Origin of the sequence: Natronomonas salina (genome assembly GCF_013391105.1) — an archaeon.
In the GTDB taxonomy this organism is placed as follows: Archaea; Halobacteriota; Halobacteria; order Halobacteriales; family Haloarculaceae; genus Natronomonas; species Natronomonas salina.
Genome location: NZ_CP058335.1, coordinates 1897898 through 1919016, shown reverse-complemented (window position 1 = coordinate 1919016; position 21119 = coordinate 1897898). Strand labels below are relative to the sequence as shown.

The following is a 21119-nucleotide window of genomic DNA, read 5'->3' as shown; positions in this document are numbered from 1 at the left end:
GGCCTTTTTTGGTCGGCCACACCCACCGCGGGGTATGGAGGCGTTCGCAGTCGAGGACCTGCCGGAGATCGGCGAGGGCGACGACCTCGCCGCCCTCGTCGAGGAGCGCGTCGACCTCCGCGAGAGCGACGTTCTCTGCGTCGCCAGCACGGTCGTCTCGAAGGTCGAGGGCCGGAAGGCCGACCTCGCCGACTTCCCGGCGGGCGACCGCGCCCGCTCGATCGCCGAGCGCCTCGAGTCCGTCACCGGCGACGAGAAGGACCCGCGGTTCGCGCAGGCGGTCCTCGAGGAGAGCGAGGAACTGCTGACCGAGGCGCCGTTCCTGCTGGTCGTCACCCGCTTCGGCCACGTCACCGTCAACGCCGGCATCGACCGCTCGAACGTCCCCGGCGCCGACCTGTTGCTGCTCCCCGAGGACCCGACCGCCTCCGCCCGCCGGCTCTCGGAGGCCCTCGGCGTTCCCGTCGTCGTCACCGACACCTCCGGTCGCCCGTTCCGATACGGCCAGCGCGGCGTCGTCGTCGGCTGGCACGGGCTGCCGGCGTCGAGAGACTGGCGCGGCGAGACCGACCGCGAGGGCCGGGAGATGGAGGCGACCGTCCAGTCCGTCGTCGACGAACTCGCCGCCGCCGCCAACCTGGTCGCCGGCGAGGGCGACGGCGGGACGCCCGCGGTCGTGATCCGCGACTGGACGTTCGGCGACCACGAGGGCAGCGACAACCTCTTCCGGACCGAGGCGGACGACCTCGTCCGGCAGGCGCTCCGCGAGTGGGAGTTCGAGGGCTGACGCCATGCTGGTGCTCTCGTCCCACCCGTTGTCCCTGAAACCAACGCCCGGGGACTCCCCGGGCCACTCGCGAACGATTCGTCGCCCCGCTCGACCGACAGGACCGCGCCGCCGAACCGTCGATAGCTCGCAGACCGACGACCCCGCCACGAACGCATGATCGGAATCGAACTCACCCCGGAGCACCCAGTCAGCAGGATCGCCGACCTCGGAGCGAAGGCCGAAGCGGAGGGCTTCGACGCCGTCTTCGCCTCCTGTCACTACAACAACCGCGACCCGTTCGTCGCGCTGGACCGCGTCGCCCGGCGGACGGACTCGGTCCGGCTCGGCCCCGGTGTCGCCAACCCCTACGAGACGCACCCGGTGACTCTGGCCTCCCGCGTCGCCACGCTGGAGGAGGCCTCCGGCGGCCGCGCGCTGTTCGGCATCGGGGCCGGCGACCGCTCGACGCTGACGAACCTCGGCTACGAGCGCGACCGCCCGCTGCGGCGGGTCCTGGAGACGTTCAAGGTCGCCCAGGACCTCTTCGCCGGTGACCGCGTCGACCACGACGGGACCTTCCTCGCGAAGGACGCGGGACTCAATTACGACGCCGAGGTCGGGGCGGTCCCGGTCTACGTCGGCGCGCAGGGGCCGCACATGATCCGGATGGCCGCCAAGCACGCCGACGGCGTCCTGCTGAACGGCGCGCACCCGGCGGACTTCGAGTGGGCCGCCGAGCAGGTCGAGAAGGGGCTCGCCGACCGCCCCGACTCGCGGGGCGACTTCGACTTCGCGGCGTACGCCTCGGTGTCGGTCGCCGAGGACGAAGAGGAGGCCCGTGCCGCCGCCCGGCCGCCGGTGGCGTTCATCGCCGCGGGGGCGGCGCCGCCGGTGCTCGAGCGCCACGGTCTCGACCGCGAGCGCGCGGCGGCCATCGGCGAGCACATCTCGGCTGGCGAGTTCGACGAGGCCTTCGGAGCCGTCTCGGAGCAGATGCTCGAGGCGTTCTGCATCGCCGGGACGCCGGAGACTGTCGAGGAGAAGGTCGCGGGCGTACTGGAGTACGCGGACAGCTTCGTCGCGAGCGCGCCGCTGGGGCCCGATCTGGAGACGGCTATCGAGCTTGCCGGGGCGGTCCTCCGGCGGTCGGAAGCAGGCGCTTGATCGACGCGAGACCGGCGCCGAAGGTCAGGACGCCGAAGAAGCCCGCCGAGAACGCGACGAGCAGCGCGCCGACGAGGACGAGGACCGCCGACAGGGGGTCGGTGGCCGCGACCTCGGCGAACCGGTCGACCATGCCAACGGTGTTCTCCTGGATTCCCGTCTGGATCTCGACTTCTGCCATACCGGTAGGTTCGGCGCCTCCTACTTGTGTGTGTCCGTCTCCCGTCGCCGGGGGCGAACGCTTTAGCGTCCGGCCGCCCGAGTCCCCCCATGCGCGAGACCTCGCTCGACGACTTCATCGGCGGGGCCGACGAGGACGAGGCGGGCGAGCCGGATGTGCCCGATGAGGACCAGAACGACGAGGTCGAGGGCGACGAGCTGGAAGTTCCTGACGAGGTCGACGTCGAGGAGGCGGAGCCCGACGACCAGACGGCCGAGGAGTCGACCCGCGACGAGTCGGATGGGGGCGACCCGGCGGAATCCGAGGCGGACGAGGCGGAGTCCGAGTCCGGGCCCGACTCCGAGTCTGCCACCGATTCCGACCCAGACCCCGTCGAGCCGGCGGTCTCGACGTACGACTGGACGCCGACGGGCGCCGACTGCGAGGCCTGCGGCGCCGCCGTCGAGAAGCGCTGGCGCGACGACGGCCGGCTGGTCTGCGCCGACTGCAAGGCCTGGTGACCCCGGACGGCCGCGTTCCCCGACAGGACACGGAATTCTCACGTCACTGATTTGTTACGACGTCGAGACATTCGCAACCCTTATACGTCGAACCGGCCTCCGTCTACTCGCAATGGCAAGCGGAAAGGTTGATTTCTTCAACGACACAGGCGGTTACGGATTCATCGAGACTGACGACGCGGACGAAGACGTGTTCTTCCACATGGAGGACGTCGGCGGCCCGGACCTCGAAGAGGGGACCGAAGTCGAGTTCGAGATCGAAGAGGCAGACAAGGGCCCGCGCGCGACGAACCTCGTCCGCTCGTAAGTCCTTCCGAAGAACACGTCGCCTTCTGGCGACCTACTAACTTTCGCGGTTTATTACGACGGTGAGCGATGGGTACGTCTGCCGGTCCAGAGACCAGATAGAATTCGAGTAGTGACGATGCCTCGTGACTCTTGATTAGTGGCGCATCGTCCCGATGATTATCGGATTACGCTCTCCAGAACCTCTCGGAGCCGATTCTCCACCTCGGAAGCCTGAAGGATTCGAATTGAGCGCTGTTCTTCCAGTGACGCTGTCTCGGAGTCTTCCACATCTTGGATGACTAGCAGCCCGTTCCAGCCGGACCCGGTGTACTCGGTTTCTTGGTCGAAGACGAACTCCTCGTCACTTCGAAGGAACGCGAGGTACTCGAGGGTCTCTTTGACTCCGCTCCGGATGGTTTGAGGTTGCGTGGAGTTCTTCACTTCAGTGATGAGGTACTCCTGTCGGTCGGCCGCGTCGATTTCGAGGACGATCACGTCCGGACGGCCCGTCGTTTGGCGGAACTCTTCGTCCTTGAAGTAAGACGAGACCACCTCCCGGGTCTCTCGCTGGACCATCTCGGTCCGTGTAAGTTCGTCACGCTCCTTTCCGTAGTCCTCCGAGACGAACGACAGGCCTCGATCTTTGGCCGAGTTATCGTGATAGAGCGCGATTTCCGTGTCCCCGTCCGCCATCCTGGCGACTTCCTGCGAATCGGAGGCTATCGTCGACAGAGAGAACGTGTCGCCCTGCAGCGATTCGATCGTGGAGACGAACCTGAAGAGAACGTACAGTTCGAGCAGCGTCTCCTCGTCGTCCGGAGTTATCGTGGTCTCGTCGAGGAGTTCGGTGATAGCGTCAGCGTCGCCCGCCAGGGTCTTCCGGTACGAACGGAGCAACCTCGCAGCCTCGGTGTAGACGTCGGTTCGAGCCTCTTCGGCTCGCTGCAGCATCCGTTCGGTCGGTTCGTACTCCTCCGGCTCTCGAATCCGTTTGACGTGGACGTTCCGTTCGAAGATGCGCTGCATCTCCTCGATCAGCTCTAGGTTTTCGTGCCAGCGGTCCGTCACCCATTGGTAGTCGGCCCTGAGGTACTCTTGACAGTCCTCGAGCGTTCGGTAGATAACCGAGAGTAGCTGCTTCAGGACTACGTTCTCGGCGATATCGTAGCTCTCGGTCCGGTCGTCGCAGACGAACAGGGAACTGTCGCGGGGATTCGTCGAATAGCGCTTCTTCATTGTCGCCGACCAGTTGATTCGACCGTTGACGTGGCCACGAGAGACGGTCGTAACCCGCTCGGTCTGGGTCTTGACGTTCCTGAGACGTTGCGGGAGTTGCTCGACGAACTCGACGACCTCGGGTTTCAGTACGAAGTGGAGTCCGACGAGCGATTCGTAGTCGTCGAATCGCTCGTCAAGCCCGGCCGGTTTGATCTCCTGGGCGACGTGTTGCTCGGGGAACGAACCGTGCATCACGTACGTCAGGATGTCCTGGGAGAGTCCTGCGACGAGTTCGGATCTATCCATCGACCCTCACACCGAGGACGTCTGAAGCCAACCGGTCGAGATGATCCCGGTCGACGGCGTTCGTGGCGGCGATTCGTGACACGATGCGACCCCGGTTCGGGACACCCTCCAGTTGGGGGAACACGTAGTTCGAAACGGCTTGCGTCAGTGCGACCCCTCTGTCGTTGTCGAAGGCGACGACGTGGGTGAGGATGTCCTGGATGATCGCCGGACCGATCTTTCGGCCGTCCTCGAGTGCGTTGATCGCCCACCAGAGTTCGCCGACGTCACGTAGTTCTTCGTCGTCGGCGTCGATATCCCAGACGTTCGCGTACGCGCGGAGCAGTTCGATCTGTCCCGAGGGCTCTTCCGGCACGTTGGGAGCCGCCACGTGAACGAAGGCGAATCGGCGCATGAACGCGTAGGAGAGTTCGTACAGCGAGGTCTTGTCGTACGTGTTCATCGTGGCGAGGATGCGCCAGGACGACGGGACCACGTACTGATTCGGAGCGAGACCGCCATCGAACTCCGCTGCCGGTATGATCTCGATCTCTTCGCCGTCGAGTTTGTACGGTAACTGGACTGCCTGGCCGGACAGGAGGGTGAAGAGCTGGCCGAATGCCTTGTCGATGTCCGCGCGATTGATCTCGTCTATCACCAGCAGTTCGTTCCGCTGGATGCCGTCCCGCTTGAACCGACGGAGGACCTGTCCAGGTTCGAACGTAAGATCGTCTCCGTCTGCTTCTTCGGGCATGTATCCGCCGACCGTCTCGAACGTCGACCAGTCTGCGGTCGCCGTGGTGATCTGATGGCCGGTGTATACCTCGGGGTGCTCCCCTACGAGGTGTCCGCAGAGCAAGCGTGCGATCTCGGTCTTCCCGGTTCCGGGCGGACCGGTGAAGATGATGTGTTTGCCCGCGTTCAGCGCCGAGTTGACCTGTTCGATGATTTCTGCTACCTGTCCGTTCGGGAAGTGGAGGTCGTCGAGCGTCTCCTCCGGAATCCGAACAGCGGGTTCACGGGTTACGTCGGGTTCGTCTACGTCAGCCGGATGTCCCTCAGTGTCGACCGGATCGCCACCGGAGACGAAGCTCTCGACTGAACCGTACCGACCCCGTATTCCGCCGAGCCCCATCTCGTTCAGGGGACTGAACCCCATGGGGTACGTGATATCGTACCCGGCCAGGTCGTGGACTTCGGCGGAATCGATATCCGTCTCGATCGGACGTTCGAGATAGATGATGCAGGACCACGGTTTGCCGTCCTCGTGGTTCGGCCACACGGTCCGGCCGAGCGATTCGTTCCGCTCGGTGTCGATCACCCTGGCGGCGTACTCGTAGGTCCCATCACGATAGAATAGAAGGTAATCCCCACTATCGACGTTTTTCCAGCTTCCAGCGACGCTTTCCTTCGTTCCCCACATACGCACCGGATCGTCCGTCGGGTAGGCGTCGGAGTGGGCCGCGACCTCGTTTTCCGGAACCCCCTCGGCGACAGTTCGCTCGAAATTCTCCTGTGCGGCGTCGTTGCCGTACGGAGCGAGAAAGACCTTCGGTCCGTCGTATCCCATCGTCCGTCAGTGTCCCCTCGCCGAAATAAAACTATGCAGCCAATCGCCACGAGCGATTATGAAAGATAACGCGGGCAAGCGCGTGTGTGACTTTGGCTCGACACCACCCCGACGCCCGGTGTCCCTTCTGCACGACGAGGCTGTGGTACGATCTCAAGGAGGAACCGACGGGATGGAAGATTCGCTACAGCTGTCTCCAGCCGGAGGGGTGTGGCCGTGAATTCACTCCCGGACGTATCTCGAAAGGAGACGCTGGAACTGAAGACGAGGCATACGAGTGTGCAGAACGTATCGGATCGAGGCTCTACTGAGGACACCGCTCGTGCACTCACTCGTCACACCCCCCGCAGTGCTTACGTCGCTCCGACCCTTTCGACGACCAATGACAGGCCTTACCGTGCAGTTACCACAAAGCGTATGTTGCATATCTACGGGGATGCGGTAAGCCCTCCATGACAGACACGACGAACCAGGCGGCGGCCCCGGCGGTCGAGGACGCCGTCGACGCGGCGGGGGAGACGGCCCGCGACGTCATCGACAACGTCCAGCGGGTGATCGTCGGCAACGACGAGGCCATCGAGCACCTCGTCACCGCGCTGCTCGGCGGCGGCCACGTCCTCCTGGAGGACGTCCCCGGCGTCGGGAAGACGATGCTCGCCCGGGCGGTCGCGGAGTCCTTCGACTGCTCGTTCAAACGCGTGCAGTTCACGCCGGACCTCCTGCCGGCCGACATCACGGGCGCGAACGTCTACAACCAGCAGAGCGGCGAGTTCGAGTTCCGGCCCGGCCCGGTGTTCGGCAACGTCGTCCTCGGCGACGAGATCAACCGGGCGCCGCCGAAGACCCAGGCCGCGCTGCTCGAGGCGATGGAGGAAGAGCAGGTCACCGTCGACGGGACGACCCACTCGGTGCCGGACCCGTTCATCGTCATCGCGACGCAGAACTCCATCGAGCGGGAACGCACCTACGAGCTGCCGGCGGCGGAGCTGGACCGCTTCATGCTGAAGCTCCACCTCGGCTACCCCGACGAGGCCGACGAGGCGACGGTGATCGACCGAGCGGTCGGCGGCCACGCCATCGACGACGTCGAGCCGGTCGCCACCGCCGCCGACCTCCTGGACGCGCGGGCGACGACCGCCGACGTGGCCGTCAGCGAGCCGGTCCGGGCGTACGTCACGCGGCTGGCGACCTACACCCGCGAGCACGCCCGGCTGGGCGCGAGCCCGCGCGGCTCCATCGCGCTCGTCCGCGCCGCGCAGGGCCGGGCCGTCCTCGACTCGCGGTCGTACGTCGTCCCCGACGACGTGCAGGCGGCGGCGTCGGTGGTCCTCCCCCACCGGATGCAGACGGACCCCGGGGCCGACGACGCCGACGCGATCGTCAGCGAGGCCCTGGAGACCGTCCCCGTCGAGGAGTGAGCCGATGTCGACGCTCGCGTCCGTCCTGTCGCTGCGGCCGACCCGCCGGGGGCTGGTCGTGGCGACCGTCGCCGTCCTCGCGTTCGCCCTCGGCGCGACCGCTGGCGCCCGCTCGCTGAACGCCGTCGTCGTCCCGGCGCTCGTCGGGCTCGCCGCGGGCGCCGTCCAGCTCGCCCGCGCCGACGCCCCGACGGTCGAGCGCTCGACCCCGGACCCCGGCTTCGCCGGAGCGACCCGCCGGGTCACCGTCGACGTCGACACGAGCGTTCCCTGCCGGATCACCGAGCGCCTCCCGGACGGCGTCTCCACCGACGGCGGCGCCCCCTCGGCGGCGGTCGGCCACGGCGGCAGCTTCGCCTACGAGATCGAACTCCAGCGCCGCGGCGCCCACGAGCTGGGACCGGCGACCTGCCGGCTGACCGACTCGCTGGGGCTGTTCGCCCGCCGGGCCGACGCAGAGGGAACCGCCACGGCGCTCGTCTACCCCGAGGTCTACGCCGTCGACGGCGAGGTGCTCGCCGACGTCGTCCGGCGGCGCCTCGGCGACGACCGGGCGTCCTTCGACCGCCTCCGGGAGTTCTCGCCCGGCGACTCGATGCGCGACATCCACTGGCGGGCCAGCGCCAGGCGCGCGGCCGACGAGTTCGTCGTCGCCGAGTACGCCAGCCGCTCGGAGGTCTCCCGCGTGGAGGTCGTCGGCGAGGCCGGGCCCGGCGGCGCCGACGCGATGGCCTCGACGGTCGCCAGCGTGGTCGCACACCTCCACGACGCCGGCGTCGCGGTCGCGGTGACCGTCCCGGAGGGCCGGGTCGTCGCACAGCCGGGCGATGCGGTCCCGTTGCTCCGGCTGCTCGCGTTCACCGGCGACGGACACGTCGACCCCGAGGTCCGGGCCGACGCCGACGTCGCGGTCTCCGGCGAGGGCGAGACGGCGACGGTCTCGGTCGCCGACCGCGAGGTCGACTTCGACAGCTTGGTCGGCGACGACCGCGGTCGGGAGGTGATCGCGTGAGCGTCGCGACCGCCCGCGAGACCGGCGGCGACGCCTTCGACGCGGTCGCCGCGCGGGTCTCGCCGGCCCGGGTCGGCGCGCTCTGCGGCGTCGCGCTCGTCCTCGGGGCGTTCCTGTCGGTGCTCCACGAGATCGTCGTCGTCACCGGCGACCCGACGCGGCTCTACTACGTCGTCGGCGGCGCCGCGCTGGCCGGGACCGTCCTCGCGGGGCTCATCCGCCCCCGGACGGCGGGGCTGCTGGGCGCGGCCGCGGTCGTCGCCGGGACGTACCTCTACGTCGCGTCGCTGCCCGGCGGCACCGAGTTCCTCGCGCTGCTGTCGCCGATGCTCGACGACGTCTTCGCGCTGCTGTCGGGGCTGTCCGTCCTCCGCATCGTCAACGCCGACGTGTGGGCGATCGCGGCCGCCCCCGGGCCGGTGTTCCTGGCGTGGTACCTGGGGCTCCGGCGCCACTACGTCGCCGCCGGCGCGGTCGGCGCGGGCGCCCTCGGCGTCGTGGTACTGACCGGCGACGCGACCGTGGAGACGACGCTGGCCGGCGTCCTCGGCGTCACGCTCGCCGCCGCGCTCGGCGACTGCGACCGCCGCGGCGAGGCGCTCCGGGACGCCGAGGGCGTCGTGGTCGTGCTGGCGGCGATGGTCGTCCTGACGCTCGTCATCGGCGCCGTCCCCGGCGCCGGCGCGCTGTTCTCCACCGAGGGGATCGGCCTCGGCTCGGAGTCGGAGACGATGGAGTCGAGCCTCGTGTACGCCGGCGAGAACGTCGCCGTCACCGGCCCCGTCGAGCTCTCCCCGGAGGTGCGCTACACCGTCGAGGCCGACCGCGCGGCCTACTGGCGGGTCGGCACCTACGACCGCTACACCGGCGGCGGCTGGGTCCGGACTGGCAGCCTCCAGAACTACCAGGGGCCGCTGGCCGGGCCGCCCGGCGAGTCCGCGGAGCTCCAGCAGCGCTTCACGGCCGAGACCGACATCGCGACGCTGCCCGCGGCGAACAAGCCCACCCAGATCCGCGACGCGCCGGTGCCGGTGCAGGTGACCGAGGCCGGGTCGTTCCAGCCCGCAAGCCCCCTCCACCCGGGCGAGTCCTACGCGGTCGAAAGCCAGGAGCCGACGGCCTCGGCCTCGGAGCTGCGGGCCGCCGGCTCCGACGCGCCCCCGGAGATCCGCGAGCGGTACACCCAGCTGCCGAGCAGCGTCCCCGACCGCGTCGAGGAGCGCACCTCGCGGCTCACCGCCAACGCGGAGAACGACTACGACACCGCGCGGGTCCTCGAGCGGTGGTTCCGGGAGGACTACGGCTACTCGCTGGACGTCCAGCGCCCGCGCGGGAACGTCGCCGACACGTTCCTCTTCGAGATGGACCAGGGCTACTGCACCTACTTCGCGACGACGATGGTGACGATGCTGCGGACCCAGGACGTCCCGGCCCGATTCGTCACCGGCTACACCACCGGCCAGCAGGTCGGCGACGGCGAGTGGGTCGTCCGCGGCTACAACTCCCACGCCTGGGTCGAGGTGTACTTCCCGGAGCACGGCTGGGTGCAGTTCGACCCGACGCCGCCGGAGCCCCGCGAGGCGGCCGAACAGCAGCGCCTCAGCGACGCCCGGGACGACCAGAACAGCGACGTCGACACGAACGAGTCCCGGTCGACGCCCGACGACCCCGGGACCCCCGACCCGACGCCCACCGACGACCCCAACCGCCCCGACCCCACCGACACGCCGGGCAACGCCACCCCCGGCGGGAACCTCTCGCCGCCCGGCGGTCCCAGCGGCGACGACGGCGGCGACGACGGGACGCTGCCCTCGGTCCCGGTCCCGACGCCCGAGCAGGTCGGCTTCGGCCTGCTCGTCCTCGCGGGGGCCGCCGTGGGCGCCCGGCGCACCGGCGCGGGGAGCCGTCTCTACCGGGAGGTGTGGCTCCGGCGGCTCCCCGACGGCGACCCCGGGTCGGTCGTCGCCGGCGCCTACCACCGCCTCGTCCACCTCGAGGAGCGAGCGGGCCGCCGGAAGGCCCCCGGCGAGACGCCGCGGCAGTTCCTCGCCGGCGCCGACGACCGCGCCCGCCGGATCGGCGCCCTCTACGAGCGGGCCGAGTACGGCCACGGGGTCGACGACGCCGACGCCGCGGAGGCCGCCGAGCTCCTGGCGGAACTGCTGGAGGAGCGCTCGCGAATTCCCCATCTCGTCGGGAGAGGCGGCGCAGGCTCCCGATAGTGTTTAATACGGCCGGACGTTACACCCGTCCTGTAATGTCGGAAGTCTGCTCGACGTGCGGGCTCCCTGAGGAACTCTGCGTCTGCGAGGACGTGGCCAAGGAGTCTCAGGAGATCAACATCCGCATCGACGAGCGCCGATACGGTAAGGAGGTAACGGTCATCGAAGGGTTCGACCCGCGAGACGTGGACATGGACTCGCTGTCGTCGGACCTCAAGTCGAAGTTCGCCTGCGGGGGCACCGTCGAGGACGACGCCATCGAACTGCAGGGCAACCACCTCGGGCGAGTCGAGGACTTCCTTCGCGAGAAGGGGTTCAACGTCGCATGACCGCTCTCTGACCCGCGCGTCGAGCACCACGATTCTTCTCGAACCCGTTCGACCAGCGACCGCGCCGCCGATCCTCGGCCGGGACGCCCCTCAGAACGGCGCGTCCGGCCCCTCGTCCGCGGCCGCACGCTCGTCGTCGTCCGCGTCGGTCTCGAGGTCGTACCCCCAGCCCTCGATGCCGGGCGCCAGCGAGTCGACGCGGCCGGAGAAGCCCTCGAAGGAGCCGATGAGCCGCGCCGCCTGCTGGCTCGCCTGGCCGTGCGGGCAGACCGTGACCACCCGGTCGGCGTCGGCGAACTCGTCGATGCGGTTCGTCAGTTCCCCGAACGGGACGTTCTCGCTGCCGGGGATCCGGCCCCGGCGGAACGCGTTCTGCGACCGGATGTCGACGACGCGGACGTCCGCGCCGTCCTCGAGGAGGTCGCGCAGTTCCTCGGCGGAGATCTCGCCGTCCATACCCGTGGGTAGGCGACGAGCGGCTTAAGCCCCGTGCCCGCGGCAGCGGGGGCCGAGGGCGGCGACGGGTCCCCGCCCTACAGCAGCCCCTCGTCCTGGGCGAGCAGCAGCCCCTCGATGGTGGCGTCGTTGGCCGACTCGGACCGCGCGACGCCCATCGCCTCGTCGACGGGAACCGTCTTCACGTCCAGGAACTCGCTGCCGTCGAGTTCGCGCTCGCCCGGCGAGAACTCCTCGGCCCAGACGATGCCGCGGCGGTGCCGCAGCACGCCGGTGGCACACCAGAAGTCCTCCAGCAGTTCGACCGACTCGGGGACGATGCCGACCTCCTCCTCGAGTTCCCGGGCGCCGGCCTCGGCGAACGTCTCGCCGTCCTCGACGATGCCCGCCGGGAGCTCGTGGCAGAGCTCGCGGATGGTCGGGCGGAACTGCTCGACCATCGCGACCGAGCGGTCTTGGCCAGGCAGTCCCAGCTCCCCCGGATCGTCGACGACGGCGACGATCACGACGGCCGCGGGTAACTCGGCCCAGTAGTACTTCTTCTCCGTCCCGTCCGGTAGCTCGACGAGGTCGTAGCCGCCGGTGTACCACCCGGTCTCGTACTCGGCGACCGATTCGACGACGCGCCACTCGTGGTCGGCTGGACTGTGGTCTGACATGGTTACTCCGTCCCCCTGACGATCTCGAGGCGGTACCGCTGGCCGTCGTACTCGAGGTAGGCGACGTCGCCGACCGGCGAGTCGGCGTCCCGCTCGACGGCGTCGCGGTTCCGGCTCTCGAACTCCCCGAACTCGTCGAACGGCGTGTGGGTGAACGACTCCTTGAACCCGACGGGACCCTCGTAGTAGGCCTCCGAGCGCGCCGGCTCCTCGCCGGCCTCGAGGCTTCCCAGCGCCTCGAAGGCGTACGGGAACCGCCGCTCCGAGAGGTTGTCGGCGACGACCGCCGCCCCGTCGCCCTCGGCCGTGGTCGCCTCGACGTAGTAGGGGTCGCCGCTCCCGAGGTAGCCCGGCAGCGCGCCGAGCGCCAGCAGGACGGCGACGACCGCCAGGACGGCGACGACCAGGTTCCGCGTGACCGTCCGCATCGCCCTACAGCTCCTCGCGGTAGATCCGGTTGAACGCCATCCGGCGGGTCGTCGCCACCGCCGCCTCGGGCTCGTTCTGGAACGTCGCCGCGACGGCCGTCCCCGCGAACGGCGCGGGGTGCCAGGCGACCCGGTCGACGTTGTCGCTGCCCGCGACGCGGACCTCGTGGGGGTAGTCGTCGCGCCACGCCTCGAACCCCTCGGCGTCGTCGACGTGGACGGCCAGCTGCTCGGCGAAGATGGCCTGCCGCGCCGTCTCGACGACGTCGCCCGTCACCCGCTCGTCGTACTCCTCGCGGTCGAAGTCCATCGACTTCGCGACCTCGCGGACGACCGTCTGGGCCGTCGAGCCGACCGACTCGTACCGCGACCGCGCCTCGTCCCAGGTCTCCGGCGCGAAGGTCCCCTCGGTGCGCATAGACGACTACTCGTGGTCCGGGGTGTTACGCGTTTTCGTCCTGGTCGTCCTCGTCTCCTTCGGCGTCTTCTTCGCCACCGTCCGCGTCGCCCTCGTCTGCCTCCGCCTCGCGGAGCATCTCCCGCGTCATCTCGCGGGCCTCCTCGACGATGGCCTCCGTCTCGGGGTCCATCTCCGCCGAGAGGTCGCCGGCCCGCGCCGGCCCGTGGCCGTGCTGGTGGTCGTGGGGCTGGTCGTCGCCGAACCCCTCGTCCTCGAACAGCATCCCGGAGCGCTCCTCGAGGGAGTCCGGCGTCGACTCCTCGAGGCCGCCGACCGTGTCCTCGAACACCTGCGGGAACTCCGTCTCCTCGACGTGGTCGACGACGGCCTCGGCCAGTTCGGCCTCGCCCATCTCGCCCCAGCCCGGGGCGTGCTCCTCGAGCCAGGCCTCGTGGTCGTCGTCGCCGAGTATCGCGGTGAACGCGAGGTGGTTGGCGAGGTGGCCCGCGTCGGCCTGCGGGTCCTCGCAGACGGGGCAGGCGTATCCCATACGCGACGTCGGCGTTCCAGGTGCAAAACGCCTGCGCCTGGGGCCCGGTGTTTATCGTCCCGGCGCCACAGCGTCCGCGCATGCCCGCCCTCCAGTACGCCCGGCGGCTCGAGGCGCCGCTGGCCGCCGCCACGCTCCTCCTGATGGTCGTCGTCCTCCGATCGCCGCCCCAGCGGTTCCCCAGCTGGCTCGACGCCGGCCCGATCACGCTCCCGGCGATGTCGATGTACCCCGTCCCGCTGGCGCTGCTCGTCGTGGCCGTCGGCGTCGCCACCTACCCGCGAGACGGCGTGCTCGGCGCCCGCCGGCTCCTTGTGCTCGTCCTGGCGGTACTTCTCCTGGTGGCCTCGGCGTACGCCGTCGCGGCGCTCAACGACACCTCCGGCGGCGTCTTCTTCGCCGGCATGCCGGCGCTCCTGCTGGGGCTGCTGCTCTGTGCGGCGGTCGTCGTCGGCGAGGCCGTGGCGGCCGGGCGGCGGGTGTACGGCGCCGCCGGGTAGCGGACTTTCGCTCGCTGTGCGGGGCTGTGGCTCACGCTGTTCACTTTTGCCTATTACGAGGCTCGCTCCCCGCTCGCTCGTTCCGAGGCCTTCGCTTCGCTCAGGCCTCGCAGCTCACGGTTCACTGTGTTCACCGTTCGCACATCCGGAGGCGCAATCGACGATCGAAGGGAGTCGATGATCCCCCAGCTCGCGGGTCGCTTCGCTCCCCGCTCGCTCGTTCCGAGGCCTTCGCTTCGCTCAGGCCTCCCGCACCATCACGTACGCGTCCTCCCCGTCGTCGTAGTAGTTCGAGACGATGTGGTGGACCTCGAAGTCGAAGTCGGCGTACAGCTGCTGGGCGGGCTCGTTGCTCTCGCGGACCTCGAGCTTCACGCGGCCGGCGCCGTCGACGAACAGCTCCATCAGTGCCTTCGAGAGCAGGGACCGGCCGACGCCCTCGCCGCGGCGGTCCGGGGCGACCGCGATGTCCTTGATATGGCCGATGGAGGTGCCGTGGTTCGGGACGGTGTCGGCGACGACGTAGCCGACGACCTCCTCGTCGGCCTCGGCGACGAGGAACGCGGGGGCGTCGAGCAGGCGCTCGAACGCCGCGTAGGGCCACGGCTGGGCGAACGACTGCTTCTCGATGTGGAAGACGTCGAGGAGGTCCGCGCGGTCGGCCGCGCGGATCCCGACGCTCGTGTGGGCCCCGGTCGTGGTCACGGTACCGGCTAGTACGGAGGGCCCCATATGCCTACCGGCCACGTGCGGACCGGCGGCCAGCGCCCCGTTACCCCTGGTACGTCGGGTCTGCGCGCAAGTACCAGGCCAGAAGATTCATGTACCCGCAGGGAAAAGAATCGGATGCACCCGTTTGGGTGCATCCCCACCCCCCACCCCGCTTTCACACGCCAGATAGCACCCGCTCTAGTATCTCTGGGGCGCTATCCGGCGTCCGTCCGTGCCTCACCGACTCCCCATCCCCGCTCTCCTCTCCCCGGTTTCACCGACGCCAGTGGCACCGCTGTGTCGTCGGCGTCGAAAGAAAATCGCGAGTTCGTGGTCCCGGCCGAACGGCGGGGACCGCGACTGACCGATCAGTCGTCGGCGGGCGTCGCGCCGCTGTCGCCGTCCTTGGCCTTCTTCTTCGTGTGCGAGAGCTTGCCGCCGTCGGCGAGGATCTCGCGTTCGCGCTCGGAGGCGTCGAGCGTCGCGGTGAGTTCCCAGTCGTCGTTGACGCGGACGGTGAACTCCTCCTGGCCGGTCCGAACGGCCTCGGCGACGTCGTCGACGACCTCGATGTCGTCGCCCTGCTCGATGCGCTCGTAGTCCTCCTCGTCGATCTCCAGCGGCAGGAGACCGAAGTTGAAGAGGTTCGCGCGGTGGATGCGGGCGAAGCTCTGTGCGAGGACGCCCTCGACGCCGAGGTACATCGGGCACAGCGCCGCGTGCTCACGCGAGGAGCCCTGGCCGTAGTTCTCGCCGGCGACGAGGAAGCCGCCGTCGCTCTCGAGTGCGCGGTCGGCGAAGGTGTCGTCGACGCGCGAGAGCGTGAACTCCGAGAGCTTCGGGATGTTCGACCGGTACATCAGGATGTCCTGGGTCGCCGGGATGATGTGGTCGGTCGTGATGTTGTCCTCCATCTTCAGGAGGGCCGGACCCTTCAGCTCGGCGTCCAGCTCGTCCTTCAGCGGGACGTCGCCGATGTTCGGGCCCTTGATGAGGTCGTCGTCGACGGCCTCGTCGGGCGCGATGATGTCGGGGTCGTCCTTGCCCATGCCCTCGCTGTACTTGTCGCCCATCTCGAATCCGGGGGCCTCGAGGTCGCCGAGCTCGTCGGCGAGGTCACGCGGGTCGACGATCTCGCCGGCGATGGCCGCGGCGGTCGCGACCTCCGGCGAGCAGAGGTAGACGTTGTCGTCCTCGATGCCGGAGCGGCCCTCGAAGTTGCGGTTGAACGTCCGCAGCGAGACGGAGTCGGAGGCCGGCACGTGGCCGATTCCGATGCAGGCACCGCAGGTCGCCTCGGAGAAGTTGACGCCGGCGGCCATCATCTCGGCCGTCCAGCCCTCGCGGGCGAGCATCTCGGAGGCCTGCTTCGAACCGGGCGCGACGATCATCTCGGTCTTCTTGTCCGTGGTGCGGCCCTCGAGCATCTTCGCGCCGGGGAGGATGTCCTCGTAGGCGCCGTTGGTGCAGGAGCCGATCATGACCTGGTCGACGTCGGTGCCGGCGACCTCGTCGACGGGCACGACCTTGTCGGGCATGCTCGGCTTCGCGATGAGCGGCTCGAGCTCCGAGAGGTCGACCGTGATCTGGTCGGCGTACTCGGCGTCCTCGTCGGGCTGGAGGTCGACGTGCTCGTCCTCGCGGCCGAAGCGGGCCATCCAGTCTCGGGTCTTCTCGTCGGTCGGGAAGATCGAGGAGGTGGCGCCCAGCTCGGTGCCCATGTTGGTGATGGTCGTCCGCTCGGGGATGCTCAGCGTCTCGACGCCGGGGCCCGTGTACTCGAGGACCTTACCGACGCCGCCCTTGACGGACAGCTCGCCGAGCATGTGGAGGATGACGTCCTTCGCGGTCGCCCACTCGGGAAGCTCGCCCTCCAGCCGGACGTTGACGACCTCCGGCATCTCGATGTAGTAGGCGCCGCCGCCCATCGCGACGGCGACGTCGAGGCCGCCGGACCCGATGGCCAGCTGGCCGAGGCCGCCGGGCGTCGGCGTGTGGCTGTCGGACCCGAGCAGCGTCTTGCCGGGCGCGGCGAAGTTCTCCTTGTGGACGTTGTGGCAGATGCCGTTGCCCGGTCGGGAGAAGTAGGCGCCGAACGTACCCGCGGCGGACCGCAGGAAGCGGTGGTCGTCCGTGTTCTTGAAGTCGAACTGGTAGGTCTGGTGGTCACAGTACTGGGCGGCGAGCTCGGTCTGGACCTCGTCGAGGCCCAGCGCCTCGAACTGCAGCCAGACCAGCGTCCCCGTCGTGTCCTGGGTGAGCACCTGGTCGATCTCGATCCCGATCTCCTCCCCCGTCTCGAGTTCGCCTTCGACGAGGTGGTCATCGAGGATCTGTTCCGTAATCGTCTGTCCCATAACGTCCGTCAATCGGCCGTCCACGGATATAAATCCGGCGTGTTTGCCCGGTAGTCCGGCGCCATCCGTCGGTTTTGGCAATATTCGCGCTGGACGGACGTCTACCGAGGGCGGAGAAAACGTAACGGTTCTGGACGTACGTTCGAAAGCGGTGTCGAGCGGGGCCGCTCAGGCCAGCCGCGAGAACGCGAGGTTGCCGCTGGTGGACTCGATGTAGATCTCGACCACGTCGCCCTCGCTGGCGCCGGGGACGAAGATGGTGTAGTCGCCGCGGTGGGCGACGCCGTCGCCCTTCCGGCCGGTGTCGGTGACCTCGACCGTGTACGTCTGGCCCTCCTCGACGTCGTCCTGTCGCTGCTGGGTCTGCGAGGAGCTGCGGCCCTTCTTGACGGGGCGGAACGCACCGCAGGCGTCGCAGCGCAGCATCATGGTACGGTCCTCCTGGACGAGGCGGGTGTCCGGCAGGCCGCACTCGCTGCAGCGGACGTACTCCTCGGTGTAGTCGGTGACCGCCGCGTCGAAGTCCCGCTCCTGGAAGCTCCCGTTGTAGCGGCCGACGCCGTCCTCGAGCTTGCCGGAGGTGGCGAGGGACTGCTGGACGTACCGGTGGAGGTGGTCGGTGTCGCGCGCGAGCGCGTCGGCGACCGAATCGAGGTTCGTAAAGCGCGTGAACGCACCGTCGGTCTGGGCCGACGCGTCGGGGACCGAGAGCCGGTCGCCGCTCGACTGGATGTCGGGGACGGCGTCCATGGCTCGGTCGAGACTTGCTTCGTACTCCATACCGGAGCGAGGAGACTGCGCCCTAAAGGGATTCCGAGACACGGACCCGCACACCCCGCGAGCCCACGGGAAACGACTTGTGGGCGCCGCCCCAGCCCCCGGCATGGACCCCACGACGCCCCAGGCGGCCTGCTTCGAGGCCGGCATCAAGTTCGGTACCCTCTACCACCAGTTCGCCGGCACGCCGGTCTCCCCCGACAGCAGCGCCAGCCTCGAACGCGCCATCGCGGAGGCCGTCGAGAACCAGCCGTTCTGCGAGTCCGTCGACGTCGAGATCCTCGACGACGTCCTCGCCGCGGAACTCGACGAGCAGTCGGCCGACTACACCGAGCTGACGGGCCGGTTCATGGAGGTCGAACTCGTCGTCGACTACGAGGGGTGTCGGGTCCACACGTCGATGTCGATGGAGGGTGACTACCCGCGCATGCGCGTGGACAGGGTAGAAGACGCGTGACGATGAGGGCCTGACGATACCGCGGAGTCGGGGGTCGGAGCCCCTGCCGTCTACGACGCCTCGTCCGCCTCGTAGTCGTCCTCGTACTTCTCCACGGCGTCCTCGTGGGCCCGGACGGCCAGCTCGTACGTCTCGCGGAGGTCCGCGATCGGCGTCTCGGTGGCGTCGACCCGGAGGTTCTCGTACGCGGGGTCGAGCGGACGATCCTCGGTGGTCTCCACCAGTAGCGCGGCGCTCTGAACGGGGAGGTCCTCGCGCTTGTCGCCACCCGCCTCGTGGCCGGCCTCGAGGGCGTCGACGAGGCGCTTCGGGAGCGGCTCCCCGCGGTCGCTGGAATCATACGCCTCTGCGACGGCATCGATCACCGCCTCGCCGGTCAGCAGGTTCCCGGCCACGGTGTACTCCCCCCGTCGCGGTGGCCGTACCAGGGTCTGCACTCGTCGCCGGAGAAGGCGAACGACCCGTCGGCGTCGACGCCGTGGAGCTGCCGGTGCTCGGCGCCATCGTCGGCGTTGAGGAGCGCCTGCAGGGCGTCCTCGACGGCGATGCCGTCGTCGAGGTACTCGATACCTCTCTCGCCGAGTTCGACGTTGACGAGGCTCTGGGTGGCGACGGCGCCGTTCTCGCTGGCGAACGGACAGAGCGTGCCGACGCCGGCGAGCCGCGTCGTGACGGCGACGCCGAAGCGGCGCTGCTCCTCGCCGGCGTCGTCCTCGTAGGTCTCGCGGACGCAGATGCTGAAGGTCATACTCGTCGTGGGTTGCCGCGAGCGCAAAAAGGTGCGTCCGCCAGGCGGCCGTCAGACGGACCGCGAGTCGGTCGTCGCGTGGCCGGCGGCGTCGGTCACGGTCAGGACGATCGCGCTGGCGTTTCGCTTCGACCGGACCTGGTGGGTGCCCGACGCGACGTCTCCGCCCACGGAATCGGACGCGGCGTCGAGGACGCGCCCGGACCCGTCGACCATCTCGGTGGTGACCGACCCGAGGTCGCCGTCGGCGTCGGCGACCGACCACTCGACGTCGTACCGGGTCCAGGCCGGGTTGCTCTGGTCGGAGAGCCGGAACGAATCGACGTCCGGCGCGGTACTCGTGGTGGGTTCCTCCTCGGTCGCCGAGGCGGCGGCGGAGGACGCGTTGCCCTCGCCGTCCGAGACGATCAGTTCGACCGTGTACCCGTGCTCCGAGCCGTCGTCCCCGGGAGCTACGAGGCGGGTCGTGCCGCCGGCGGCGTCGCCGCCGACCTCGACCGTCGCCCCGTCCTCGGTCTCGCCGTCGGCGTCGTCGACGAGCGTCAGGTCGACCGACGCGAGGTCGCCGTCGGCGTCGGCGACCGACCAGTCGGCGTCGAAGGCCGCGTCGCCGCCGTCGGTCTCCACCTCGGAGAGCGACAGGGCGTCGACGCTCGGCGCGGCGCCCGCGTTGTCGACGGTAACTGCGATGCTCGCGCTGTCGGTGTTGCCCGCCGCGTCGGTCGCGGTGGCCTCTAGCGCGTGGTCCCCGTCGTCGACGGTCGTGGTATCCCATTCGGCTGTGTAGGTCCCGGAGGTGGCGTCGTAGGCGGTCGACCTGGCGGCGCCGCTGTCGACCCGGTAGCTGACCTCGAGGGAATCGTCGGCGTCCTCGGCGTCGGCGGCGTCGATCCGGACGGCGACCGTCCCCGAGACGGTCGAACCGCCGCTGGGGTTCGCCCATGAGACCGACGGCGCCGAGTCGTCGTCGCCCGAACCGTCGAGGACGGCCGCGTCGGCGTCCAGCAGGCCGTACCCCTGCTCGGTGGCGTCGAGTCCGACGTCCTCGGCCGTGTCATGGAGGCGCTGGCGGGCCTCCCGGTTCGTGTACCCGCCGGCCATCAGCTGGGCGGCGGCGCCAGAGACGTGGGGACAGGCCATCGACGTCCCGGAGTAGCTGGCGTAGCCGCCGCGGACGGTCGACTCGACCCCCTCGCCGGGCGCCGCGAGTTCGAGTTCCGGTCCGGTCGCGGAGAACGACGAGAGGGCGTCGTCGGCGTCCGTCGACCCGACCGCGACGACGGTGTCGTAGACCGCCGGGTAGCCGACGCAGTCTGTACAGGGACCCGAGTTGCCGGCCGCGGCGACCAGCAGGACCCCTTCGTCGGCGGCGTACCGGCAGGCGTCCCGCAGCGTCCGGGAGCCGGATGAGGCGCCGAGCGAGAGGTTCCCGACGTCCCAGCCCTGGTCGGCGGTGTGCTCGATGCCCGCCGCGACGTCCGAGAGGTAGCCGGAGCCGTTCTCGTCGAGGACCTTCACCGCGTGCAGGGTCGCCTGCGTGGCGACGCCGACGACGCCCTCGCTGTCGTCGACGGCGGCCGCGACGCCGGCGCAGTGGGTCCCGTGGTCGTTGTCGTCGGACCAGGCGCGGTCGCAGTCCGAACCCTGGCAGTCGACGTACGAGACGCCCGCGCCGAGGTTGGCCTGCAGGTCGGGATGGTCGGCGTCGATGCCGGTGTCGATGATCGCGACGTCGGCCCCGCTCCCCGTCTCGCCGTGCTCGTGGAGGACGTCAGCGTCCACGCGGTCGACGCCCCACGGCAGCCGCTGGCCGAGCGCCTCGACGGTCGCGTCGCGCTCGACGTACCGGACGTCGTCCCGCCGCCGGAGCTGCTCGGCGGCCTTGTCCGAGAACCGTCCCGCGACGGCCTGGCCGATGTCACCGAACCGCAACGTTCGCCGCACGTTCGAGGCCTGTCGCCGGGCCTCGCGGGACCCCCGAGAACTCGCCGTCCCGACGATGCGTCGCGGCGGTCGCCCCTTGCCGCTCGCCCCGCCGACCAGGAGCCCGCTGGCCGACGTCCCCGCCGCGATCTGGAGGGCCCGCCGCCTGGTGATGTTGTTCGACATACGGCCCTCCT

22 protein-coding genes and 1 pseudogene are annotated in these 21119 nt (G+C 69.5%); 10 read left to right on the top strand and 13 right to left on the bottom strand.

What is annotated here, in order from left to right:
• Positions 1–34 precede the first annotated feature (34 nt).
• Both HWV07_RS10105 and HWV07_RS10100 read left to right on the top strand, forming a co-directional pair.
• A complete protein-coding gene (locus HWV07_RS10105; RefSeq protein ID WP_178334181.1) occupies positions 35–787 on the top strand; it encodes a coenzyme F420-0:L-glutamate ligase in 753 nt (250 codons plus the stop codon).
• Between the two features lie 156 nt (positions 788–943).
• Positions 944–1933, top strand: coding sequence for a 5,10-methylenetetrahydromethanopterin reductase (locus HWV07_RS10100; protein ID WP_178334180.1), 990 nt, complete (start codon positions 944–946; stop codon positions 1931–1933).
• On the opposite strand, the gene HWV07_RS10095 is transcribed toward HWV07_RS10100, so the two are convergent.
• Positions 1884–2114 carry a DUF8024 family protein gene (locus HWV07_RS10095; protein WP_178334179.1) on the bottom strand — a complete coding sequence of 77 codons (231 nt, stop codon included), beginning with the start codon at positions 2112–2114 and terminating at the stop codon, positions 1884–1886. The two genes, HWV07_RS10100 and HWV07_RS10095, sit on opposite strands and share 50 nt — an antisense overlap.
• 89 nt (positions 2115–2203) lie before the next feature.
• On the opposite strand from HWV07_RS10095, the gene HWV07_RS10090 reads away from it, so the two are divergent.
• A complete protein-coding gene (locus HWV07_RS10090) occupies positions 2204–2614 on the top strand; it encodes a DUF7573 domain-containing protein (RefSeq protein WP_178334178.1) in 411 nt (136 codons plus the stop codon).
• A 112-nt stretch (positions 2615–2726) separates the two neighbouring features.
• Positions 2727–2921, top strand: coding sequence for a cold-shock protein (locus tag HWV07_RS10085; protein WP_178334177.1), 195 nt, complete (start codon positions 2727–2729; stop codon positions 2919–2921).
• Between the two features lie 158 nt (positions 2922–3079).
• Here HWV07_RS10085 and HWV07_RS10080 read toward each other — a convergent pair whose 3' ends face one another.
• Both HWV07_RS10080 and HWV07_RS10075 read right to left on the bottom strand, forming a co-directional pair.
• The gene (locus HWV07_RS10080; protein ID WP_178334176.1) at positions 3080–4426 is read right to left on the bottom strand and encodes a hypothetical protein; all 1347 of its coding nucleotides are present in this window, start codon (positions 4424–4426) and stop codon (positions 3080–3082) included.
• Complete coding sequence (locus HWV07_RS10075; RefSeq protein WP_178334175.1) at positions 4419–5975, bottom strand: AAA family ATPase; 1557 nt, start codon at positions 5973–5975, stop codon at positions 4419–4421. Before HWV07_RS10075 ends, HWV07_RS10080 begins: the two co-directional genes overlap by 8 nt.
• Before the next feature lie 452 nt (positions 5976–6427).
• Here HWV07_RS10075 and HWV07_RS10070 point away from each other — a divergent pair, with 452 nt between their 5' ends.
• The 4 genes from HWV07_RS10070 to yciH are packed head-to-tail and all read left to right on the top strand — an operon-like array spanning position 6428 to position 10956.
• The gene (locus HWV07_RS10070) at positions 6428–7393 is read left to right on the top strand and encodes an AAA family ATPase (protein ID WP_178334174.1); all 966 of its coding nucleotides are present in this window, start codon (positions 6428–6430) and stop codon (positions 7391–7393) included.
• Positions 7394–7397: 4 nt separating this feature from the next.
• Entirely contained in the window at positions 7398–8405 is a 1008-nt protein-coding gene (locus tag HWV07_RS10065) for a DUF58 domain-containing protein (protein WP_178334173.1), read from the top strand.
• Positions 8402–10627: a transglutaminase TgpA family protein gene (locus tag HWV07_RS10060; protein WP_178334172.1), complete on the top strand. Its 2226-nt coding sequence runs from the start codon at positions 8402–8404 to the stop codon at positions 10625–10627. The genes HWV07_RS10065 and HWV07_RS10060 overlap by 4 nt, the downstream gene beginning before the upstream one ends.
• Positions 10628–10662: 35 nt before the next feature.
• Positions 10663–10956 carry a stress response translation initiation inhibitor YciH gene (yciH, locus tag HWV07_RS10055; RefSeq protein WP_178334171.1) on the top strand — a complete coding sequence of 98 codons (294 nt, stop codon included), beginning with the start codon at positions 10663–10665 and terminating at the stop codon, positions 10954–10956.
• 90 nt (positions 10957–11046) lie between these two features.
• On the opposite strand, the gene HWV07_RS10050 is transcribed toward yciH, so the two are convergent.
• The 5 genes from HWV07_RS10050 to HWV07_RS10030 all read right to left on the bottom strand — a co-directional run bounded on the left by HWV07_RS10050 (position 11047) and on the right by HWV07_RS10030 (position 13449).
• Positions 11047–11412 carry a rhodanese-like domain-containing protein gene (locus HWV07_RS10050; RefSeq protein WP_178334170.1) on the bottom strand — a complete coding sequence of 122 codons (366 nt, stop codon included), beginning with the start codon at positions 11410–11412 and terminating at the stop codon, positions 11047–11049.
• Positions 11413–11489: 77 nt separating this feature from the next.
• A complete protein-coding gene (locus tag HWV07_RS10045) occupies positions 11490–12071 on the bottom strand; it encodes an NUDIX hydrolase (protein ID WP_178334169.1) in 582 nt (193 codons plus the stop codon).
• 2 nt (positions 12072–12073) lie between these two features.
• Positions 12074–12499 carry a hypothetical protein gene (locus HWV07_RS10040; RefSeq protein ID WP_178334168.1) on the bottom strand — a complete coding sequence of 142 codons (426 nt, stop codon included), beginning with the start codon at positions 12497–12499 and terminating at the stop codon, positions 12074–12076.
• A 4-nt stretch (positions 12500–12503) separates the two neighbouring features.
• Positions 12504–12917, bottom strand: coding sequence for a DUF5809 family protein (locus tag HWV07_RS10035; protein WP_178334167.1), 414 nt, complete (start codon positions 12915–12917; stop codon positions 12504–12506).
• 25 nt (positions 12918–12942) lie between these two features.
• Positions 12943–13449 carry a DUF5810 domain-containing protein gene (locus tag HWV07_RS10030; RefSeq protein ID WP_178334166.1) on the bottom strand — a complete coding sequence of 169 codons (507 nt, stop codon included), beginning with the start codon at positions 13447–13449 and terminating at the stop codon, positions 12943–12945.
• An 80-nt stretch (positions 13450–13529) separates the two neighbouring features.
• Between HWV07_RS10030 and HWV07_RS10025 the strand changes: the two genes are divergently transcribed.
• Entirely contained in the window at positions 13530–13949 is a 420-nt protein-coding gene (locus tag HWV07_RS10025) for a hypothetical protein (protein ID WP_178334165.1), read from the top strand.
• Positions 13950–14189: 240 nt separating this feature from the next.
• On the opposite strand, the gene rimI is transcribed toward HWV07_RS10025, so the two are convergent.
• The 3 genes from rimI to HWV07_RS10010 all read right to left on the bottom strand — a co-directional run bounded on the left by rimI (position 14190) and on the right by HWV07_RS10010 (position 17797).
• Positions 14190–14681, bottom strand: a complete 492-nt coding sequence (gene rimI, locus HWV07_RS10020) for a ribosomal protein S18-alanine N-acetyltransferase (RefSeq protein ID WP_178334164.1) — start codon at positions 14679–14681, stop codon at positions 14190–14192.
• 347 nt (positions 14682–15028) lie between these two features.
• A complete protein-coding gene (locus tag HWV07_RS10015) occupies positions 15029–17017 on the bottom strand; it encodes an aconitate hydratase (protein ID WP_178334163.1) in 1989 nt (662 codons plus the stop codon).
• A gap of 168 nt (positions 17018–17185) precedes the next feature.
• On the bottom strand, positions 17186–17797 hold the full coding sequence (locus tag HWV07_RS10010; protein WP_178334162.1) for a translation initiation factor IF-2 subunit beta: 612 nt from the start codon (positions 17795–17797) through the stop codon (positions 17186–17188).
• A 103-nt stretch (positions 17798–17900) separates the two neighbouring features.
• Here HWV07_RS10010 and HWV07_RS10005 point away from each other — a divergent pair, with 103 nt between their 5' ends.
• The gene (locus HWV07_RS10005; protein WP_178334161.1) at positions 17901–18251 is read left to right on the top strand and encodes a dihydroneopterin aldolase family protein; all 351 of its coding nucleotides are present in this window, start codon (positions 17901–17903) and stop codon (positions 18249–18251) included.
• A gap of 50 nt (positions 18252–18301) precedes the next feature.
• Here the strand turns inward: HWV07_RS10005 and HWV07_RS10000 are convergent.
• Positions 18302–18999 (bottom strand): annotated as a pseudogene (locus HWV07_RS10000) (DUF1028 domain-containing protein).
• 51 nt (positions 19000–19050) lie between these two features.
• On the bottom strand, positions 19051–21108 hold the full coding sequence (locus HWV07_RS09995) for a S8 family serine peptidase (RefSeq protein WP_178334160.1): 2058 nt from the start codon (positions 21106–21108) through the stop codon (positions 19051–19053).
• Positions 21109–21119 lie beyond the last annotated feature (11 nt).